Consider the following 21,502-nt stretch of genomic DNA (forward strand, 5'->3'; position numbering starts at 1 on the left):
AGGTCAGGAACAAAATCCTGACCTCGTTTTTTTTATAAGCAAAAAACCTGCCTTGAGGCAGGTTTTCCTTTAAATATCTAACTTCGTAACAGTAAATTTGATGTGGGAATAATCTTTCTCTATATCCTTATCTACCATAAAGGCTGTCGCATCCTTCTTGACCTGCACCAAGTCAATATTTTGAGCTTGAGCTGCATAGACACAGCCACAGTAACATTGGCGATAAATGTCGTACTCTTCACACATTTCTACAGAGCGTTTATAACCTTGATTTTTCTTAAAATCACTGGGAAGATAGTGAGTGGTGTAGATTTTCTGCACATCAATCCCGATACTATTGATGGTTTGTGAATTTTTATGAGGACTGATGGTTAGGGCTGAGCCAAAGTAGTCAAATCCTAAGTCCATAGCCACTTGTGCTGTCTTGTCCAAACGATAATCAAAACAGACCTTGCAACGGTCCCCGCCTTCAGGTTCTTCTTCCAAACCTCGAACCAGTTTACGATATTCATTTGGTTCATAAGGAGCTTCTAGGTATTGGACCTTATTGCCAGTTCGCTCATTGAAATTACTGACAAACTTCTTGGTCACATAGGCACGCTTGTGATACTCAGCTTTTGGATGGATATTTGAATTTGCAAAATAGATGGTCACATCCGCATACTTGGTCAAATACTCTAGAGTGTAAGTGCTACAGGGAGCACAACAGACGTGCATGAGAATAGTTGGTCTTTCTTCATTTTTTTCCCAAACTTGAACCATTTTTTGCATAACACGGTCATAGTTAATCTTTTGATTGGGATTCATCTTGCTTAGAATTTCTTCTACATCAATCATGCTCTTCTCCTTTTCTTCTTGTTATTTTATCACAAGAAGGCTCTTTGGGCAAATAGGGTTTCATGCTTTATTCAGTTATTAAGTCCTGATTTAATAGCTTGCCCATCCTTTTTAGACCAATTCTTAAGATAGGATAGGTTAATAGTAAGATAAGGCCTAGAACTAAAAAGACAGCTACAAGACCCCAACGATCAATCAACCAACCTGTCAGTGGGAAAATGACAATCATAGATAAACTAAAGAGCATGGAATTGATACTAAGCATAGTTGCTCTTACACTGGACGGTAAATAGCCTTGTAAGTCATTAAAATAGATTGGTTGATAAACTGCATAGAGTATATCGGTTAAAAGATAGACGAGAAGAAAAGCAAAGGGAGTTCCAAAAAATACCAATAGTAAGGCCAAGCCCGTTAGTGCAACAAGAGTCGGAAAAACTCGATTGCTATTCCATTTTTTACCGATTTGACTAGCTACATAAACTGCTATAAGATTTAAGCCACTACCAATCAGCATGACCAGTGAAACCTGCCATCCTGCTAAGTCACTTATTTTCTGCTGATAGTAAAAGTAAAACATGCACATGAGTGTTCCGACTAGCTGATAAGTCATCATCCAATAAAAGAGTACTGGTTTTTCATGCCATTCTTTTCGAACTTGCAGGACAATCGTTTTAAAGGTTAAGCTTTCATTTTTTTCTCTCTTAGCCATTGGTTCTTTCATCAAATAAATCAAGATTATAGAAAGAAAAGATAATCCAATAGCAATTAGATAAGTCCAAGCCAATGCTCCGTGAATAAAGAAGCCTGCCACAACTGTACCTAGGGTTCGGGTAACTTCTGCCACACCAGACAAAAAGCTAGAAATCTGAAGATATCGGTCCTTTTGACCCGCTTCAACCGCCGAATCATATAAGAAAGCGGTACTGGTCCCCGAGTCAAAATTGTAGGACCAGGCATTAACCATCATGGCAATCGCATAGATCCAAAAATTCCCCTGACCAAACAAAATCAAGATAGAGGACACAATACTGGCCAAGCGAGCTAAATAGAGATTGGTCTTGTAGCTAAATCGATCGGCCAACATACCAGATGGGATTTCACATAAGAGACTTGTCCCATGAAAGATACTCTCTAATAGACCGATTTGAAGCAAAGAAAGACCATTCTGAATGAAAAATAAAATCCAAAAACTAGTAATTCCAAAATAAGATGTAAATTCCAGACCTACTAGGAGTGGAATATTGCGTTTGTAAGTTCTTTTAAACATTGTTTTCTCTCTTTCAATATGTAATATAATTGTTTCTAAAAGACTTACTTAGATTTGCCTACATTTTCTCCACCTCTTTCATTTAAAGTAATACTCAATGAAAATCAAAGAGCAAACTAGGAAGCTAGCCGCAGGCTGCTCAAAACACTGTTTTGAGGTTGTGGATAGAACTGACGAAGTCAGTAACATATATACGGCAAGGTGAAGCTGACGTAGTTTGAAGAGATTTTCGAAGAGTATAAAAACGCCAGACGGCGTTTTTATGGCTATTAAGGTTTGATACGGTGCAACATACGTGGGAATGGAATAGCTTCACGGATGTGTTTAGTTCCTGCTGCGAAGGTTACCATACGCTCGATACCAATACCAAATCCACCGTGTGGGACTGTACCGTATTTACGAAGGTCAAGGTAGAATTCGTACTCTGTAAGATCCATTCCAAGTGATTCCATCTTAGCGACAAGAGCATCGTAGTCTTCCTCACGCATAGATCCACCAATGATTTCTCCATAGCCTTCTGGGGCAAGCAAGTCTGCACAAAGCACGCGCTCTGGATTTCCAGGAACTGGTTTCATGTAGAAGGCCTTGATGTCTGCTGGGTAGTTAATCACGAAGGTTGGTACACCAAAGTGGTTTGAAATCCAAGTTTCGTGTGGTGAACCAAAGTCATCTCCATGCTCAAGATGTTCATAGTCTGCATCTTCGTCGTTTTCATGCTCTTGCAAGAGGTCAATGGCTTCATCGTAAGTAATGCGTTTAAATGGCTCAGCAATGTAGCGTTTCAAGAGCTCTGTATCACGTTCCAATGTTTCCAAGGCTTGAGGAGCACGGTCAAGAACACCTTGAAGCAATGCTTTTACATAAGCTTCTTGCAAGTCAAGTGACTCATCGTGTGTCAAGTATGAGTACTCCGCATCCATCATCCAGAACTCAGTCAAGTGACGGCGAGTCTTAGATTTCTCTGCACGGAATACTGGACCAAAGTCAAAGACGCGACCTAGAGCCATAGCACCTGCTTCAAGATAAAGCTGACCAGATTGACTCAAGTAAGCTGGTGTTCCAAAGTAGTCTGTTTCGAAAAGTTCTGTAGAATCTTCTGCAGCATTTCCTGAAAGAATTGGGCTATCAAACTTCATGAAACCATTCTTATCAAAGAACTCATAAGTTGCATAGATAATAGCGTTACGGATTTGCATCACTGCTACTTGTTTGCGTGAACGCAACCACAAGTGGCGGTTATCCATCAAGAAGTCTGTTCCGTGTTCTTTTGGAGTAATTGGGTAGTCTTGAGATTCACCGATGACTTCGATGTCTGTAATATCCAACTCATAACCAAATTTTGAGCGTTCGTCTTCTTTGACAATCCCTGTCACGAAAACAGAAGTTTCTTGGCTTAGGCGTTTGATGGTATCAAATTTTTCAAGACCTACTTCTTCACCGAATTTTTCGATAAAGTTTGGTTTGAAAGCCACGCCTTGGAAGAAGGCAGTTCCGTCACGCAATTGCAAGAAAGCAATTTTTCCTTTTCCTGACTTGTTAGCAACCCAAGCACCAATAGTCACTTCTTGACCAACGTAGTCTTTTACTTCGATAATTGTTACACGTTTTGTCATGTTTTATCTTCCTTTTTTTGTTTAACTTGTCTAAAGACATTATTACCCACTATTGTACCACAAATAATGCCTGATAGCTAGGTTCTATCAGAGAAAAATCTCAGGTTTTATCCAAAAAAATCTCCGTCAAGACGACGAAGATCTTATTTTTATTTTTCCATAAACTGGTGCAAGCGACGAATAGCTTCTTTGAGTGTATCTAGGTCTGTCGCATAGCTGAGACGGACATTCTCTGGTGCTCCAAATCCTGCTCCTGTAATCAGGGCCAGACCAACTTCCTCAAGAATAGCCGTTGTAAATTCTGTTACATCTGTATAGCCTTTCATCTCCATAGCTTTTTTGACATTTGGGAAGAGATAGAAAGCTCCTTGCGGTTTGACTACATCAAAGCCAGGGACTTGGCACAAGAGTGGATAGATAGTATTCAAGCGTTCCTCGAAAGCCTGACGCATAGTTTCTACAGAGTCTTGTGGACCAGTTAAGGCCTCGATTGTTGCGTATTGAGATACCGCAGTCAGGTTAGAAGTCGTTTGACCAGTCAATTTGCTCATAGCAGCAATAATTTCTGGATCACCTACTGCATAACCAACACGCCAACCAGTCATAGCGTAGGCCTTAGACACTCCATTGATGACAATAGTTTGTTTGCGAATAGCTTCTGAAAGACTGGAGATTGGAACAAATTCATGACCGTTATAGACCAAACGTCCATAAATATCATCTGCTAGGATAAGAATATCATGCTCAACAGCCCAATTTCCAATGGCTAACAATTCCTCACAAGAGTAGATCATACCGGTAGGATTAGATGGTGAATTAAGAACCAAGACTTTAGTCTTATCTGTGCGAGCAGCTTCTAATTGCTCCACAGTTACTTTAAAGTGATTGTCTTCCTTGGCTTGGACAAATACTGGAAGGCCTTCTGCCATCTTAACCTGATCCCCATAGCTGACCCAGTAAGGTGTTGGAATGATAACCTCATCACCTGGATTAATCACAGCCATAAAGAAAGTATAGAGTGAGAACTTGGCACCAGTCGCAAAAGTGACCTCATTAGCTGCCACAGAATAACCATAGTATCGTTCAAAATAAGTATTAACTGCTGCTTTTAACTCAGGCAAACCTGAAGCCACCGTATAGAAAGAAGCACGTCCATCTCGAATGGCTGCAACCGCAGCATCCTGAATATTTTCAGGAGTATGAAAATCGGGCTGACCTAAAGTCAAGAAAAGAACGTCTTTTCCTTCAGCTTTTAACTTCTTTGCTCTTGCATCACTAGCAAGAGTAACGCTTTCTTCCATCTCTAAGACACGTTTGGATAATTTCATTGTTTCTCCTTTTCGACTAAGGCGCCAGATTCAAAATCTACCAGATAATAGTCTCCTCCAGACTTGATTTCCCAGACAGGTTTTTCAGCGTACCGTCCGAAAGTAATCTTGTCGATTTTAGTTGCTCCTTTTTCTCTGACAACTGCTTCTGCTTTTTCTTGAGAAGTACCATTTTCTAGTTGATATACGTAAATATTATTGCTACTTTTCTCTATTAAGACAGCAACTGGTTTCTGGTTCTTATCTTGGCCAAGAACACTATAATAGCTTTCTAAACCATTGAAGATATCAATCTGGCTAACCGTTTCTAGATTTGCATACTGCTTAGCGAGTCTTTCACCTTCTACCTTAGCAGTTCGATAAGGCTTCATGCTGAGCCATACCAAGTAGAGAAAGGAAGAAGTGATGACTAGAGTTAACAAAGTTATACCAATAATGTACTGAAATAATAGGGAATTTTTTTCTTTTTTCTGTCTCTTTTTCACTCGTCTATTTTACCATCTATCCTAGTGAATTACAAGTGAAGTTAGGGGAGGAATCTGGATTTTCAATCCGTTTTTAGGATATCATTACACAACTTCAAGCCGTGTTTTTATAGACTTTTCTACAGTCTTCATTTTTAATTAAAAACTTAGATTCTATTGATTTTATTTTCTGAGCATATCCCTTGCAAATGATTTTATCGTGTTGTAACATATGTTATAACAACAGAGTGATTCTGATTAAAAGATTGAAATTTAAAGGAGACTCCCTATGTCTAAAAAAGTATTGTTTATCGTTGGTTCACTTCGTGAAGGTTCATTCAACCACCAAATGGCACTAGAAGCTGAAAAGGCACTTGCTGGCAAAGCTGAGGTAAGTTACCTTGACTACTCAGCCATTCCTCTCTTTAGCCAAGACCTTGAAGTTCCTACACTTCCAGCTGTTGCAGCGGCTCGCGAAGCTGTTCAAGCTGCTGATGCTATCTGGATCTTCTCTCCAGTTTACAACTTCTCAATTCCAGGGACTGTGAAAAACTTACTTGACTGGCTTTCACGCGCCATTGACTTGTCTGACACTCGTGGAGCATCTGCTCTTCAAGATAAGATTATTACTGTATCATCTGTAGCTAACGCTGGACACGATCAACTCTTTGCGATTTACAAAGACCTCTTGCCGTTCATCCGTACACAGGTTGTTGGTGATTTTACCGCAGCTCGTGTCAATGATTCTGCTTGGGCAGATGGTCAATTAGTCCTTGAAGATAGCGTCGCTGCTTCTCTAGAAAAACAAGCTGAAGATTTACTTCAAGCTATTCAATAATAAAAAAGATAGTAGAAAATCTCATTTATACTATCTTTTAGTTTATTCAACAAATTCTCCAATCATACTATGTTTTAATGGCAAACTACACATTACCAAAAGGAAGATGAAGGAGGATTGAATCCAAAAGAGGGCTAAATCAAAAATTCCATGCACAGCAACTACTGTTAAGAATGAAAGATAAAGACCAACAATTGGACGCTTGCTCGGCTCCTGACTCATATCAATCAACATTCGAATTGGACCAGAAGAAGCTATTCCTAACAATACCGTTCCTACCACACCGTAACTCAATATCGTATCAATGTATATACTATGAGCATGTTCGTGATAAGGAGCAAAAATACGAGGATAGGAATGCATATAGGTTAGGGGACCCTCACCCCAGAAGGGATTTTGTTTGAATAAGGTCATACCAGCATTCCAGATTGACACTCGTTCTTCCATAGACGAATCGAGCGTTCCCATTCGAACTCCCAAATCACTCGAGAAGAGAAAGGCTAGACCAACACCAAAGACTCCGATACTGAGCCAGAAGGCACGCCAGTTCTTAATGGTAGTGAAAAGATAAATAATCGCACCAAAGATAATGGCTGGAAAAGCTGTTCTATTTTGGGTGAAATTCAAGCCAAACAAATTCGCAAAGATCGCAATGAGAGAGAAAATTCTCAACCATCTCAATCGAGTTGTACTAATTAGGTAAAATCCAATCATAATACAGAAGCAACAGATAATCCCATAATAATTAGGATTAAAGAAGGCTACTTCTGCACGGTTCTGATGCCAGACCTGCATCTTAGGTGATAAGAAAGTATAATCAAATTTCTTTACAATCTGAAAATGCTCTAAGGCTGCAAAAACTGATGCTAGCACACTAAGCGACATAACCGATTGCAATACCAATCTGAAAAACTTAGGGGTTAAATGGGCTTGGTAATAATAAAAGAAAATTGCAAAGAGGAACATTCCTAAAGTGGAAACCATCCCCATCACATTTTGAGCTAAAAGAGAGATAACACCACTATAGCCGATAAATAAAAGTAAGATAGAATGGTGGGATAATCGTTTTAATATCCCCTTCATCTCTCCTGTAAATATTAGACCTATTAAGTAGGCGATAAAAATAATAACGAAAATATAAAAAGGCAAGAAAATACTTAGAATAACAGCTAGTAAGACTAGCTCTTGCTTGGATAAGCCTTTCAATTTTTCAATGATACCTATTGATTTCACAACAGATCCTTTCTCTCTGCGCTATAAAGCTCAGATAAATAAACTATTAAAACATTTTACCATTTTTCAAATGATTTGAAAACCACTTTGTCCATGTCATCCTGACTAAAACTAGGTAAAATTTTATAACGAGCTAAGATATCTCTCAAAGCGCGCATCCTTTTTTAAAAATATGGTACAATAAATCTAGTTGTTCCAGAAAGGACCTAGTATGAAATCCTATCAAGAAGTTTACAAAATCTTAGCTCATGAAACAGATTATTTAAGCGGAGAGAAAATCGCTGAAATATTAAACCTCTCTCGCACCTCTGTTTGGAAGGCTATCCAACGTCTCCAGCAGGAAGGTTTAGAAATTGACAGCATCAAAAACCGTGGCTACAAACTTCTTCACGGTGACCTAATCTTACCTCAAGAAATAGAAGCTAACAGCCCAATCTCAGTTCAATTTAAACCTATCACCAAATCAACCCAGAGTGATGCTAAGGAGGCCATGGAAGCTGGTGCCAAAGGAGACACACTCTACCTATCAACAGGCCAAACTATGGGACGTGGTCGATTTCAACGCCCCTATTATTCTCCAGAACAAGGTGGAATTTACATGTCTCTCCACCTCAAGCCCAATCTCTCTTATCTAGATCTACCAGCCTATACACTCCTGACTGCAGCCGCAATTTATAAGGCTGTAAAAAACCTTTGTCTAATTGATTTAGATATCAAATGGGTAAATGATTTATACCTAAATCAGAAAAAAATAGCCGGTATTCTAACCGAAGCCATCACTTCTATCGAAACAGGCCTTGTTACAGATGTTATTATTGGTGTTGGTATCAACTTTTCTATCGCTGATTTTCCAAAAAACCTACAAGGGAAAGCTGGAAGTCTCTTCTCTCAAAATAGCCCAATCACTCGCAACGAGCTGATTGCAGAAATCTGGAAATGTTTCTACGAAACTGAGGCCGATGAGCTGCTTTACCTTTATAAAAAACAATCAATTGTTTTAGGCAAAGAAATTTCCTTTAAGAAAGATCAAGAAATCATCTCAGGAAAAGCTTGTGATATCTCTGACCAGGGTCAACTACAGATAGAATTAACGACTGGTGAAAGAATCTGGCTCAATAGTGGCGAAGTTTCGCTCACTAAATGGTGAAGATTTTTAAAAAATAAAAATCGACCTCTCTTTCGAGAAGGTCGATTTTCTTATCATTTATTTTTTCAAACGTTCAACATCACGCGCAATCACAAGTTCTTCATCCGTTGGGATGACAAGTACACGAAGTGTCGCAGCATCTGTAGAAATGTCTCCAGTTACTCCAAAGACATTTTTCTCTGGGTCTAGATCACAACCAAACCAAGAGATACCTGAAATAACTTTCTCGCGCACAAGAGTTGCATTTTCACCAACACCAGCAGTAAAGATAATAGCATCTGCCCCGTTTAGGACTGCCAAGTATTGTCCAATGTATTTTTGGATACGGTCAACATACATTTCAAAGGCAAGAATAGCATCGTGATTGCCTTCGTTCACACCATTCTGAACATCACGCATGTCACTTGATAAGCCTGAAACAGCCTGAAGACCAGATTCACGGTTTAGAATACGACTAATATCTTCTGGAGTCTTGAAGTCATCTGTATGTTCCATCAAATAAGGAATGATAGCTGGATCGATATCTCCAGTTCTTGTTCCCATCATAACACCAGCAAGTGGAGTGAATCCCATAGAGGTATCGATTGATTGACCTCCCTTAACAGCTGTGATAGAAGCACCATTACCGATATGGCAAGTGATCAATTTCAACTCTTCTAGTGGACGTCCCAAAAGTTTTGCTGCTTCTTGAGCAACGTACTGGTGACTTGTACCGTGTGCTCCATATTTACGAACCTTGTTTTCTGTATAGTACTTAGTTGGTAATGGATAACGGTATGCTTTTTCTGGCATTGTTGTATGGAATGATGTATCAAAGACTGCTACACTTGTAATATCTGGCAACAATTCTTTGAAGGCACGAATACCAGCTGCATTGGCAGGGTTGTGCAATGGAGCAAGAAGTCCTAGCTCTTCAATTTTTTCCAAGACATCGCCTTCAACAACTGTAGACTCTTTGAAGTACTCTCCACCTGCAACAACACGGTGTCCAACACCAGTAATTTCATTATAAGCTTTAATAATTTCAAAACGAATCAAGTCATCAAGTAAAATCTTAACAGCTAAGGTATGGTTTTCAATATCAAGAACTTGTTCTTCAGAACGACCATCAAACTTAACTGTTGAAACAGAATCCTTCAATCCGATTCGCTCAATTAAACCCTTTGCAAGCACCTTTTCTTCTGGCATTTGATATAGTTGCCATTTCAAGCTAGAGCTTCCAGCGTTAATTGCAATGGTTTTTGTCATAAATTTATTCCCCTTTTTAAGCGTTTTCAACTATTATACCAAAATTTGCACTAGATTTCATGCCCTTGACACCAATTTTGAAAATTTTCCTTAAATTCCATCAAAATTTCAGGGTCACGAAGACTGGTAAGTGGATAAACAAATGGTTCAACTCCTTCTCCTGTCTTCTTTTGTAGGACAAAAATGCTCTTAGACTGAGCTCCTTGGGCGAAGAGATCCTCGGGTAAGGCCACAATAGCCACTAGTTGGGCCTGTTCAGTGAGCCATGATTTCAACAGGTCACTCTGAGGACTTGTCAGGAGATCTGTTGGAGCTAGAAAAATCGCATAGACTCCTGTTCTGAGATACTTGAGTGATTGTTCCATTAACAAATGATGAGCATAAGTATGTTCATTCTTAGCCGCTACTTGATAACGTGAGGCTATCTGATCATCTGGATAGTAACCGACAGGCAGGTCGCTCACAATGATGTCACTTTCTTTTAATACTTGTGGACGTACTGCATCTCCTTGGACAAAGCCCATTTGAAGATCCATTACTTCCGCCATGCTTGCCGCCAAGTCAATCAAGAGGTCATCAAGTTCTATTCCCAGGTAATCTACCTTTTTGTTCATGGACGTTAAGAAACTAGCTCCCAGAATTCCCATCCCAGATCCCAATTCCAATAAGCTCACATTTTCAGCAGTGAAAAGTTGTTCAATGATAAAAATCATCAAGTGACCAACCGCATCCGGTGTGAACTGGTGATTGGCTTGAAGAGGTTCTGTTTGAGCTGCCTTCATTAACAAAAATTGATAGGTCCGTAACCACTCCTCTTTTCGAAGTGCCAAACGTTTCAAAGCTTGATTGTTTTTCTTGACATCTTCCAGATTTGTCTGACCATCCAGATAGATCCCATTTTGTTCAATCAAGGCATCATAAAAACTTGTCGCCAAATCGTTTTGAATGATTTGGACATTTTCTAGTAAATAGGTATATGCTTGTTCAATTTTTTCAAAATCCATAATCTTATCTTACCAAATTCAGAGCTGATTTTCCAGATTTTCATAATACTGAAAACAAATAAAAACCTCTGAGATGACTCTCAAAGGTTTATTCTACTATTTACTATTTTCAACAGCTGCTGTTACAAAAGCAGTGTAAAGTTCTTCTGGACGATTTGGACGACTTGAAAGCTCTGGATGGTACTGACAAGCCACAAAGAATTTGTTTTCTGGGATTTCAACAATTTCGACCAAGCGATTGTCTGGTGAAACACCTGAGAAGACAAATCCTGCACCTTCAAACTGTTCACGGAAGGCATTGTTAAACTCATAACGGTGACGGTGACGGCGTTGGACCACTTCTTTGTTATGATAAGCTGCCGCTGCCTTAGAACCACGTTTCAACTTAGAAGGATAAAGTCCCAAACGAAGGGTACCACCCATGTCTTCAACATCAATCTGATCACGCATAATATCGATGATTGGATATTTTGTATCAGGATTTAGCTCTGCTGAATTAGCCCCTTCAAGTCCCAAAACATGACGGGCAAACTCGATACAAGTCAATTGCATTCCCAAGCAGACTCCCAACATTGGTACATCATTTTCTCGAGCATAGCGAACCGCTTGAATCTTACCCTCAGTACCACGTTGACCAAAACCACCTGGAACGATGATTCCATCAGCATCAGCTAGGAGTTCTGCTACATTGTCAGCTGTCACATCGTTAGCATTGACCCAATCAATCTTGACTTCTGTATCATTGGCATAACCAGAGTGTTTCAAGGCCTCTACGACAGAAATGTAGGCATCTTGCAGCTCGACATACTTACCAACAAGAGCAATTTTGACTTGTTTTTTGAGATTCATGACCTTGTCAACCATAGCTGACCACTCTGTCATATCTGCTGCCGGTGCATCAATTTTCAAATGGTCACAGACGATTTGATCCATGCCTTGTGCTTGCAGATTAAGCGGGATTTGGTAAAGATGATCTACGTCTAAGGACTCGATAACAGCTTCTGGCGCCACATCACAGAACTGGGCTAGTTTGTTTTTAATCCCTTGTCCTGCTGGTTTTTCTGTACGAATGACTAACATATTTGGCTGGATTCCCAAACCACGCAATTCTTTGACAGAGTGTTGAGTCGGCTTAGTTTTCATTTCTCCAGCTGCCTTGAGGTAAGGAAGCAAGGTCGTATGGATATACATAACATTATCTGCTCCGACATCAGACTTCATCTGACGAAGCGCCTCTAAGAATGGAAGGGACTCAATATCTCCAACTGTTCCCCCAACCTCTGTAATAATAACATCAGAGTCAGTTGTTAGGGCAACACGCTTGATTTTTTCTTTCAAGGCATCTGTAATATGAGGAATGACTTGGACAGTTGCACCGAGGTACTCTCCACGACGTTCTTTACGCAGAACTTCGCTGTAGATTTTACCAGTTGTCACATTTGAATATTTGTTGAGATTGATATCGATGAAACGTTCATAGTGACCCAAGTCCAAATCTGTCTCAGCCCCATCATCTGTTACAAAGACTTCCCCGTGCTGGTAAGGGCTCATGGTTCCTGGGTCGATATTGATATAAGGGTCAAATTTTTGGATGGTTACCTTCAAACCACGATTTTTCAAGAGCCGTCCTAGGCTCGCCGCAACGATCCCTTTCCCAATAGACGACACCACACCACCAGTTACAAAAATATATTTCGTAGACATAGATTCCTCTTTCTAAAATGCTCAAAATCTTGTTCCCTAGAGGGGGACTAAGAAAACAAGACCTTCACCGATAACTACAATCCAGGATGATAATTTCCTCGGAAAAACAAAAATAGCTCCCTAGTAACTAGGAAGCTCCGACCTCAAAAAGAGGTGCCCGAACAATATCTTACCTCAATTTAGCTCATTTGTCAAATGTCATTCTTTACTAGATTTATAGTTCTACTGCAGAAAAGAAAACAACAAGGAGATTTCCTTGTTGTTTGGTATTATTCTTCTTCTTCCTCAGAATCTTCGTCATCTTCTTCAACGAGTTCGACATCTTCCCCAAGATCATCTGGTGCGATTTCGTTGATTTCAGCGTCGTAGGCTTCTACTTCGTTCTTCTCATCGTCTGGATTTTCATCATCATAAGAAAGAGCTGGATCTTCTTCGTAGGCATCCTCATCCTCTGGATCATCTGCACCATAATCAATGGCATCCGTATCTCCATCCATAAAGGCATTAACACGTTTTTTCTTAGCCTTAGGTGCTACTTCTTCATCGTCACTTTCTTCAAGAGCAATGATTTCTTCGTCAATTTCATCAACTCCATACCATGAACGAAGGCCCCATTTGTTATCTCCAAGAGAGATGAAGCTACCATCAAAGTTCAACTCTGTATAGAACAAAGGTAGTGCTTCGCGAATATCACTATTAGAGGTACCAAGATAGTTTTGGATTTCATTGACCAAATCGCTAAAATGCATTTCGTGGTCGCGACCACGTTGTTCCAAGATGGCACGAGCCACCTCAATCATAGATAGTTCACTTTTTTCTTGCCCAGCAAATACTTCTAATTCCAAAGCGTTTCTCCTCTTTTTTTACTACTAATGCCAGAGTATATAAACTCTGGTCTCATTTTATCACGTACTCTTTATTGTACGATAATTTTCTTTATTAGTCAAAGGTTTAGAAGAAATTAATGTGAAATATTTCAGCTAATTGAAAGACCTGGGAGATACACTCACAGGTCTATTGATTTATTCATGACACAAGGCCTCAGCCCAATGCCAACCACAAACTGCCAGAGGATCCCTACTGAGATAAAGGAACATTTATTGCGCCAGATTAAGTAAAAGGCCCCTTTCAGGTCCTGCCAGTAACTCCGTTTCATCTCAATCCCTTTCCTTTCCTTTTCTTTCATTCCCCTAGAATAGCGGAAAAGCCTCCCTTGTCAATGCGTTTCAAAAGAAAAAGGCTGGGTAAGCCAACCTTTTCTATTTATTCAGCTAAGAGCACTTCTTTGATGGTTTGTTTTTGGAGTTTTCTGTTGGATAGATAAAAGAGACTTTCATAAACCACAGCAAAACCGAGCAAGGTCCAAAGGCAGACATTCCAATCAAAGTTATGCTCAATCTTTTCAGGAACGGTGTCTTTGATCACACCAATCAAGATTTCCATGATACCGTATTGATAAGCCGTCCCAAGGCAAAAGCCTAGATAGGCCCACAAACGATAGGGAGCGAGAATATGACTTTGGCATTCACGATCTGTGTAGCCAAAAGCCTTCATGAGGGCCAAGGTTTCACGACTTTCTGAGACCACAATTCCCAATGACAAAAAGAGGATCGAGAAAGAAAGGATCAAACCAATCATGATCATCATGCTTTGGATGATCTCATCTGTGTAGTCCCTTAGACCAAAGGACAATTGAACCATGGCCGCGAAACACATGGAGCCAAAGACTACAAAAAACAGGATTGATTTTCTCCCCCAAATTAGTGACGAAGACAGCTCTTTTAGGAAGGATTTTTCTTTCTTAGGAGCACTTTTTTTCCTTTTGACCTTAATCGGTGTTGGGGATTTTTTCAATAGGCGAAGGGCCGGCGTTTGTAGTTTTCTTCTAGCATAGCCAATCGCAAGAACCATAAAGAAAGTCGTTGGCAGTATCACTAAAGCGACCAAGAGCTGCCAGTGAAAATGAATGGTAATGTCTGGCAAAATCCCCTTCTCATTGCGAAAGTCATAAAAATGACCCATCATAAGAAAAGAAGCGAAATAGCCAAAAAGCGCTCCAACTCCAAAACTGAGCCCAAAAACCCAAAATCGTTTCGCCAACTGGCCATTGCTATAGCCCAAAGCCTTTAAAATCCCTAATTGTTCCTTGTGGTCATCGACAAATTGTTTGATATAAAAACACATGAGAAGGATCGACGTCAAAGACAAGACAACCCCACTGACCATGGCCACCATCCAAGATAGCGAAACCAGGGCATCATAGTAGGTCTGAATCATCGGATTGGTTTTAGAAATCTCCAACTGCTCGATATCAAGATAAAAATTCAAGAAGAGATTGGCCACAAAAACCGCACAAGCCCCAATGATACTGACGACAACTAATTTTCGAATATCTTTTACTGAAAACATGGCTTACCATCCAATCTCATAGGCAGTCTGAGGCTGATCGTTGGTCACAACTTGGGTAATCTTGCCACTATTGACACGAATGATGGTTCTGGCCATATCCGCAATATTTTGGTTGTGCGTCACCATGATTAGAGTAAAGCCTAGCTTTTCCTTCAACTTCCAGATATAGTCGAGAATCTTGCGACCTGTTTCTTCATCCAGGGCTCCCGTCGGCTCATCTAAGAAAAGAATCTCTGGCTTTTTGGCTAAGGCACGAGCAATAGATACTCTCTGCTGTTCGCCGCCAGACAATTCACTCGGATACTTGTCCAGCTTATCGCCAAGCCCCAAATCCTCGATAATCTGCAAAAAATCATGATTGTCTGCCAGGTCAGCTCCCATCTTAACATTTTGTCTAACCGTGAGATTCGGCAATAAATAATACTGCTGAAAAATAAAGGCAATCTTATCACGTCTAAAGGCTGTTAATTGAGCATCTGTGAGTTGAGACAAATCCTGTCCTTGAATGAGAATATGCCCCTCATCTACCTTTTCTAATCCGGATAACACGTTTAAGAGGGTTGACTTTCCTGATCCAGAAGGACCTAGTATAACCACATCATCCTGGTCTTGAATCTGTAGATCAATCCCTTTTAAGACCTTTGTTTGTCCGTAGCCTTTGTATACATTTTCTAGTTGAATCATTTCTTTGCTACCATTTCTTTGATGAGAGATTGACAAACTTCTGTCAATAAACCAATCACTTCTTCCATGCTGAACTGATAAATACCAGAAGCAACCATAGAGGCCATGCCGTGTGAGTAGATGAATAGATGCTGGTACAGGCGACTAGCCTCCTCTAGCGTCAAAGGATAGTCTGCGACAATCGAATCCAGAACCAATTGGTAACTATGATCCTTCATGGGAAGAAAATCTTGAAAGCGACGAATCGGATCTTTGCTAGGATTTTGGAAAAGCAATTGAAAAAGTTGGGGCTCTTTTGAGGCAAACAGGATATAAGCAACCCCGACAGATCGAAAAGGCTTCTCATCTTCTAAGGCCTTGCGAATATACTCCACCACGACCATTTCCGCAGCAACAATAACCTCTGCTTGTAACTCAGCCATATTTACAAATTGCCCAAAAATGACTCTTGGTGTGGCTCCCAGTTTTTCCGCTAATGCTCGAGCCGTCAAACTAGCTATTCCCTCTTCTCTCACCAATTGTAAAGCTGTCCCAATCATAGCCTCTTTACTAAATTTAACCTTGGGTGGCATAAGACTCCTTTCGTGCAACGTTTGTTGCGCAACACTTGTTGCCTAAAATATTACCATAACAAAGAAAACTTGTCAAGAAAAATCTGTAAAGCATATAACAAAAAAACCAGCCCACTGATACAAGTGACGTCTGGTATACTAAATCTAGTCCCGAAGATTCGAACGGCGCTTGAAAACTTTACCCAGCAGAACCTCACACTAGCCATAGCCATAGATATCCGTTAGGTCAAGGTATTGATGCCAATCGACAAGGCCGCCTCCACCTCATCTTCACTCATCTGGCTGATTAGCATCATCCTAAAGACAATGATTAACAAATGCTCATTTTCAGCAACATCCATATAGTTCATGTCCTTCTCCTTTTCATTCTTTTTTCATTATAAAGTAAAGAAGACCAGACAGCAATGAATTCGTAAAACAAAAACACCTCCAGTATTCACTGAAGGTGTCTCTTTTAGTGATAGCTTAAAGCTCGTTTGAAGGTTTTCCAGATACCTAAATCATCTGTTTGGAGAACTAGGCTGGCATACATACGTCCGATAAAGGCGGTTGCAGTTACGGCAAATACAACTGTTATTGCAAGAGAGATCCAAGCCTCGATGCTATTTGCATAACCATTAATAGCTCTGAAAGGCATAAAGAAGGTTGAAATGAATGGGATATAAGACCCAATTTTCAAAATCAAATTATCCCCAGAAGCTCCTAGGGCAGTAACGCCAACAAAACCAGCTATTATCAAAATCATCAAAGGGGACAAGGCCTTACCAGAGTCTTCAGGTCGAGAAACCATAGAACCTAAGAAGGCTGCTAAGACCACATACATAAAGAGACTGACCAATACAAACAACAAGGTATTGACCGAAAAGGCTTCTCCCAAGTGGCTCAGAATACCTGAATTAGCCAAGAAAGGCATATCCTTAAAGAATAAGATAGCTCCAAGTCCGCCTACAACATAAATACCAATATGAGTCAAAATGACAAGAAGTAAGGCAATCATACGTGCGTAAAAGTAGTGACTAGCACGAATACTTGAGAAGACCACTTCCATAATTTTTGTCCCTTTTTCACTGGCTACCTCTTGAGCAGTGACACTGGCATAAGTAATCAAGATCATATAGAGGAAGAAACCCAGTCCTGCAGCCGCAAAGGTTTGGACCATCTTTTTACTTTCCTTAGATTCATCAATCTGCTCTGAGAATTGAATCGTTTGTGCCAAGTGCTGTTCCTGTTCCTGAGATAAATGTGCCTCCGAACGATTGAGTTGGTATTGGAGCTCATTCAACTTAGTTGTCACAGCTAACTTTATACCACTTTCAAGTGAGATTTCACCGTGATAGACTGCCTTGAGGACACTATCTTCTTGGACAATGGTCAAATAACCTTTTATTTTTTCATCCTTGATGGCTTCTTGTGCGCTTGCTTCATCCTTATAGTCAAAATTAATGCCATTAGTCGATTTAAGACTCTCTGTTATAGCAGGTACCGAACTAACTACTGCCACCTTATTATTCTGAGCTAGAGAGGAACCTTGGAGATAGCCAATCCCGCCAGACAAGCCGATAAAGAGAAAAGGCGAGATTACCATAAAGAAGAAACTCCAGGATTTGACATGACGAAAATAAGTTTCTTTGATTACAACCAACATATTTCTCATACTTCCACCCCTGATTCTAGTTTAAAGATTTCATCTATTGTCGGAGCTTGCTGGTCAAAGGTCGCGATATAGTGTCCTTGAGTCAAGATAGCAAAGAGCTCCTGTCCAGCATTTTCATCATCTAGGATGAGCTTCCAAATCCCCTGCTTGGTCAAGCTAGCATGTGTGACATGTGGGAGTTTTTCCAAGTCTTCCTGACTCTTTTCACTTGCAACAAAGAGTCGCGTTTTGCCGTATTGATTACGAACATCTTGGACTGGTCCATGCAAGACAACACGCCCATCACGAATCATAAGGATATCATCACATAGCTCTTCGACATTGGTCATGACGTGGTCTGAAAAGATAATGGTTGCACCACGTTCTTTTTCTTTGAGGATAACCTGCTTGAGCAATTCAGTATTGACTGGATCCAGACCACTAAAAGGTTCATCTAGAATGATCAGATCTGGTTCATGCATTAAAGTAATGATCAGCTGAATCTTCTGTTGATTCCCTTTTGAGAGACTCTTAATCTTGTCTGTCAATTTCCCCTTGACTTCCAGTTTCCCCATCCATTGAGGGAGTTTTTCTTTGACTTCTTTGGCATCCATGCCTTTTAACATGGCTAGGTAACGAACCTGCTCTAGAACTGTCAACTTAGGCATGAGACTACGTTCTTCGGGTAGATAGCCAATCCGAGCATAGGTTTCCTGACGAATTTCCTGGCCATCAAACTGAATTTCTCCTTGATAATCCAAAAATTTCAAAATACTGTGAAAAATGGTTGTTTTCCCAGCTCCATTTTTTCCAACTAGACCTAAAATTCTTCCAGGCTGAGCTTGAAAATCAACGCCAAACAAGACTTGCTTAGGGCCAAAGCTTTTTTCAAGATTGCGGACTTCTAACATAATCCACCTCCTACTAATCTTACCCTCATTATACTCCTTTTTTTAGTCATTACAAGGATTTATGTACATTTTTATTAGTAGAATTTACTAGGCATTTTTTATATCAAAACGAAGAAGATTCAACTTCATTTTTCTTTCCAATATTCGTCATTTACAAAGACAAAAAAATCCATCCCTCAGGATGGATTTTAACTGTTAACGCACTTCTGCATGCACTTTTTCTTCGAGTGATGCTTGGATTTTTTCCATATAGCGTGAGACTTCTTCGTCGGTCAAGCTATCTTCTGGATTTTGGAAGGTCAAGCTATAAGCCATGGACTTCATGCCAAGTCCTAGTTTTTCACCTGAGAAGACGTCAAAGAGTTTGATGTCTGTCAAACGTTTCACGCCTGCAGCTTGGATGGCATCAACCACCTCTTGGTGAGTCACTTCTGCTTTGAGGAGAAGAGCGATATCACGGCTGACTGCTGGGAATTTAGTAATTTCCACAAAGGCTGCTGCTGGTTGAAGGGCTTCTTCAATAGCTGAAAGGTTAAGCTCTGCCACATAAGTTTCTGGAATATCGTATGCTTTAGCTGTAACAGGGTGCACTTGACCGAGGAAACCGACTACTTGGTCCCCTAGTGAGATCAAGGCTGTACGTCCTGGGTGAAGGCTAGCGATTTCAGAGGTTGCTGTATAAGTCACTTCAAGACCCAAGCGAGCAAATAGAGCTTCCAAGATTCCCTTAGCGTAGAAGAAATCAACTGGTGTTGCTGCAGTTTGGAAGTCTTTTTCAGCGACTAAACCAGTCAAAGCAAAGGCGAAACTGTTGATTTCATTTGGCAAGTCTTCTTTTGGATTACCTGTTTGTTCAAAAACTTTTCCAATCTCATAAAGAGCCAAGTCTTTATTCTTACGTGCTACGTTGTAGGCAACTGTATCAAGGATACCTGAAACCATATTTTGACGGAGAACAGAACGGTCCACAGTCATTGGCCACATGAGCTCCGTTAAGTTACTTGGGGCAGTCGTAAACTCAACGGCTTTTTCAGGAGTTGTCAGAGCATAGGTAATGATTTCAGTCAAACCTGCTCCTTCAGCAATAGTCCGAACTTGACGACGGAGTTTTTGAGTCGCAGTCAACTCACCTGCTGTCCCATCGTCTTTTGGAAGACTAGTTGGCAAGCGGTCATAGCCATAGATACGTGCGATTTCTTCAAATAGATCCGCTTCGATAGTGATATCCCAACGGCGACGAGGAACGCTTACTGTGAAGCTGTCAGCATTTCCAGAAAGGCCAAATCCAAGACGACGGAAGACATCTTCTACATCGGCGTAGGAAAGCTCTGTACCAAGGACACGGTTGACGTCTGCAAGAGTGGAAGAAACTTCTACATCTGAAGTATCAAGTTGGCCTGCTGAAACAATGCCCTTACGAACGGTTGCACCTGCAAGCTCTGCAATCATGCTGGCTGCCGCATCAAGGGCTTCATTGACAGTCGCCACGTTGATGCCTTTTTCAAAGCGAGAAGATGATTCAGAACGAAGGTTGAGACGACCACTTGTCTTTCGGATAGATTTGCCATTGAAGACAGCAGCTTCAAGGACGACACGAGTAGATTTTTCAGAGATTTCTGTAGCTTGTCCACCCATGACACCTGCAAGAGCTACTGGTTTGTCAGCAACAGTAATCACTAAATCAGTTGCTACCAACTCACGCTCTTCCCCGTCCAAGGTCACTAATTTCTCACCAGCACGTGCTTCACGTACACGGATGTCAGTCCCTTCAAAGGTATCCAAGTCAAAGGCATGCATCGGTTGACCAAAGTAAAGCAAGATATAGTTGGTTACGTCAACCACATTGTTAATAGGACGGATGCCTTCGTTCATGAGGAGGTTTTGCAACCATTGTGGACTTGGTGCGATAGTCACATTGTCCAAAATACGAGCAGCATAGTAAGGAGCCTTGTCTGTGTCAATGCTGACAGAAAGAGCATCCGCTGCAGCTTGGTCTGTTTCTGAAAGAGCAAATTCTTTAAAGTTGACTGCCTTGTCGTAGATCGCTGCTACTTCGTACGCTACCCCACGCATAGAAAGAGCGTCTGCACGGTTAGGTGTGATAGAAAGCTCGATGATTTCATCATCCAAGTCTAGGTATGAGAAGACTTCATCCCCTGGAACGGCATCTTGAGGCAAGATTTGGATGCCATCTGCAAATTCCTTTGGTACAACGGAGTCAGAAATCCCTAATTCACCAAGTGAACAGATCATTCCGAGAGATTCCAAACCACGGATTTTCCCTTTTTTGATTTTGTAGTTGTCAGCGATGCGAGCTCCTGGAAGAGCCACCATCACCTTGATGCCTGCACGCACATTTGGTGCTCCACAGACGATTTGACGGGCTTCTTCTTCACCCACATTGACTTGGCAGACATGCAAGTGTGTTTCTGGCACATCTTCGCAAGACAAGACTTCTCCGACGACAATTTTTGAGAGACCAGCAGCAGGTGATTCCACACCTTCTACTTCGATCCCTGTGGTTGACATTTTTTCAGCCAACTCTTGTGATGGTACATCAATGTCCACCAATTCTTTTAACCATTTATATGATACTAACATAATTCTGAG

Annotated in this window: 19 protein-coding genes; 2 read left to right on the top strand and 17 right to left on the bottom strand. The window is 40.7% G+C overall.

Translation table 11 applies throughout. From position 1 onward, the window contains the following. Positions 1-69: 69 nt before the first annotated feature. The 5 genes from O3643_RS03080 to O3643_RS03100 form a co-directional block, all read right to left on the bottom strand. A complete protein-coding gene (locus O3643_RS03080; RefSeq protein ID WP_178895333.1) occupies positions 70-837 on the bottom strand; it encodes an epoxyqueuosine reductase QueH in 768 nt (255 codons plus the stop codon). 67 nt (positions 838-904) lie between these two features. Continuing rightward, complete coding sequence (locus O3643_RS03085; protein WP_371499778.1) at positions 905-2,104, bottom strand: MFS transporter; 1,200 nt, start codon at positions 2,102-2,104, stop codon at positions 905-907. 269 nt (positions 2,105-2,373) lie between these two features. Next, positions 2,374-3,717: an asparagine--tRNA ligase gene (gene asnS, locus O3643_RS03090; RefSeq protein WP_371499780.1), complete on the bottom strand. Its 1,344-nt coding sequence runs from the start codon at positions 3,715-3,717 to the stop codon at positions 2,374-2,376. 149 nt (positions 3,718-3,866) lie between these two features. Beyond that, positions 3,867-5,045 (bottom strand): pyridoxal phosphate-dependent aminotransferase, encoded by a 1,179-nt coding sequence (locus O3643_RS03095; protein WP_006151527.1) that lies wholly within the window; start codon positions 5,043-5,045, stop codon positions 3,867-3,869. After that, entirely contained in the window at positions 5,042-5,530 is a 489-nt protein-coding gene (locus O3643_RS03100; protein WP_371499782.1) for a DUF5590 domain-containing protein, read from the bottom strand. Before O3643_RS03100 ends, O3643_RS03095 begins: the two co-directional genes overlap by 4 nt. 268 nt (positions 5,531-5,798) lie before the next feature. On the opposite strand from O3643_RS03100, the gene O3643_RS03105 reads away from it, so the two are divergent. After that, on the top strand, positions 5,799-6,347 hold the full coding sequence (locus tag O3643_RS03105) for an NADPH-dependent FMN reductase (RefSeq protein WP_371499784.1): 549 nt from the start codon (positions 5,799-5,801) through the stop codon (positions 6,345-6,347). Positions 6,348-6,389: 42 nt separating this feature from the next. Here the strand turns inward: O3643_RS03105 and O3643_RS03110 are convergent, their stop codons facing one another. Continuing rightward, positions 6,390-7,580 carry an O-antigen ligase gene (locus O3643_RS03110; RefSeq protein WP_004252136.1) on the bottom strand — a complete coding sequence of 397 codons (1,191 nt, stop codon included), beginning with the start codon at positions 7,578-7,580 and terminating at the stop codon, positions 6,390-6,392. Between the two features lie 211 nt (positions 7,581-7,791). On the opposite strand from O3643_RS03110, the gene birA reads away from it, so the two are divergent. After that, complete coding sequence (gene birA / locus O3643_RS03115) at positions 7,792-8,727, top strand: bifunctional biotin--[acetyl-CoA-carboxylase] ligase/biotin operon repressor BirA (protein WP_371499786.1); 936 nt, start codon at positions 7,792-7,794, stop codon at positions 8,725-8,727. A 57-nt stretch (positions 8,728-8,784) separates the two neighbouring features. Here the strand turns inward: birA and O3643_RS03120 are convergent, their stop codons facing one another. From O3643_RS03120 to pheT, 11 genes are all read right to left on the bottom strand, one after another. After that, positions 8,785-9,975 (bottom strand): acetate kinase, encoded by a 1,191-nt coding sequence (locus O3643_RS03120; protein WP_371499788.1) that lies wholly within the window; start codon positions 9,973-9,975, stop codon positions 8,785-8,787. A gap of 50 nt (positions 9,976-10,025) precedes the next feature. Continuing rightward, positions 10,026-10,979: a class I SAM-dependent methyltransferase gene (locus tag O3643_RS03125; protein ID WP_371499790.1), complete on the bottom strand. Its 954-nt coding sequence runs from the start codon at positions 10,977-10,979 to the stop codon at positions 10,026-10,028. Positions 10,980-11,075: 96 nt separating this feature from the next. Next, complete coding sequence (locus O3643_RS03130; protein WP_371499792.1) at positions 11,076-12,683, bottom strand: CTP synthase; 1,608 nt, start codon at positions 12,681-12,683, stop codon at positions 11,076-11,078. A 269-nt stretch (positions 12,684-12,952) separates the two neighbouring features. Next, positions 12,953-13,528 (bottom strand): DNA-directed RNA polymerase subunit delta, encoded by a 576-nt coding sequence (rpoE, locus tag O3643_RS03135; RefSeq protein WP_006152209.1) that lies wholly within the window; start codon positions 13,526-13,528, stop codon positions 12,953-12,955. 418 nt (positions 13,529-13,946) lie between these two features. Further along, positions 13,947-15,092, bottom strand: coding sequence for an FtsX-like permease family protein (locus O3643_RS03140; RefSeq protein WP_371499794.1), 1,146 nt, complete (start codon positions 15,090-15,092; stop codon positions 13,947-13,949). 3 nt (positions 15,093-15,095) lie between these two features. Beyond that, a complete protein-coding gene (locus tag O3643_RS03145) occupies positions 15,096-15,776 on the bottom strand; it encodes an ABC transporter ATP-binding protein (protein ID WP_371499796.1) in 681 nt (226 codons plus the stop codon). Then, positions 15,773-16,348, bottom strand: a complete 576-nt coding sequence (locus O3643_RS03150) for a TetR family transcriptional regulator (protein ID WP_371499798.1) — start codon at positions 16,346-16,348, stop codon at positions 15,773-15,775. Before O3643_RS03150 ends, O3643_RS03145 begins: the two co-directional genes overlap by 4 nt. A gap of 221 nt (positions 16,349-16,569) precedes the next feature. Then, positions 16,570-16,698 (bottom strand): glutamyl-tRNA amidotransferase, encoded by a 129-nt coding sequence (locus tag O3643_RS03155; RefSeq protein ID WP_371499800.1) that lies wholly within the window; start codon positions 16,696-16,698, stop codon positions 16,570-16,572. 104 nt (positions 16,699-16,802) lie between these two features. Then, entirely contained in the window at positions 16,803-18,002 is a 1,200-nt protein-coding gene (locus O3643_RS03160) for an ABC transporter permease (protein WP_371499802.1), read from the bottom strand. Continuing rightward, entirely contained in the window at positions 17,999-18,892 is an 894-nt protein-coding gene (locus O3643_RS03165) for an ABC transporter ATP-binding protein (RefSeq protein WP_371499804.1), read from the bottom strand. Before O3643_RS03165 ends, O3643_RS03160 begins: the two co-directional genes overlap by 4 nt. A gap of 195 nt (positions 18,893-19,087) precedes the next feature. After that, a complete protein-coding gene (gene pheT, locus O3643_RS03170) occupies positions 19,088-21,493 on the bottom strand; it encodes a phenylalanine--tRNA ligase subunit beta (RefSeq protein ID WP_371499806.1) in 2,406 nt (801 codons plus the stop codon). Positions 21,494-21,502: the final 9 nt, after the last annotated feature.

This window comes from Streptococcus sp. 20925_1_44, from assembly GCF_041432435.1.
GTDB lineage: Bacteria > Bacillota > Bacilli > Lactobacillales > Streptococcaceae > Streptococcus > Streptococcus infantis.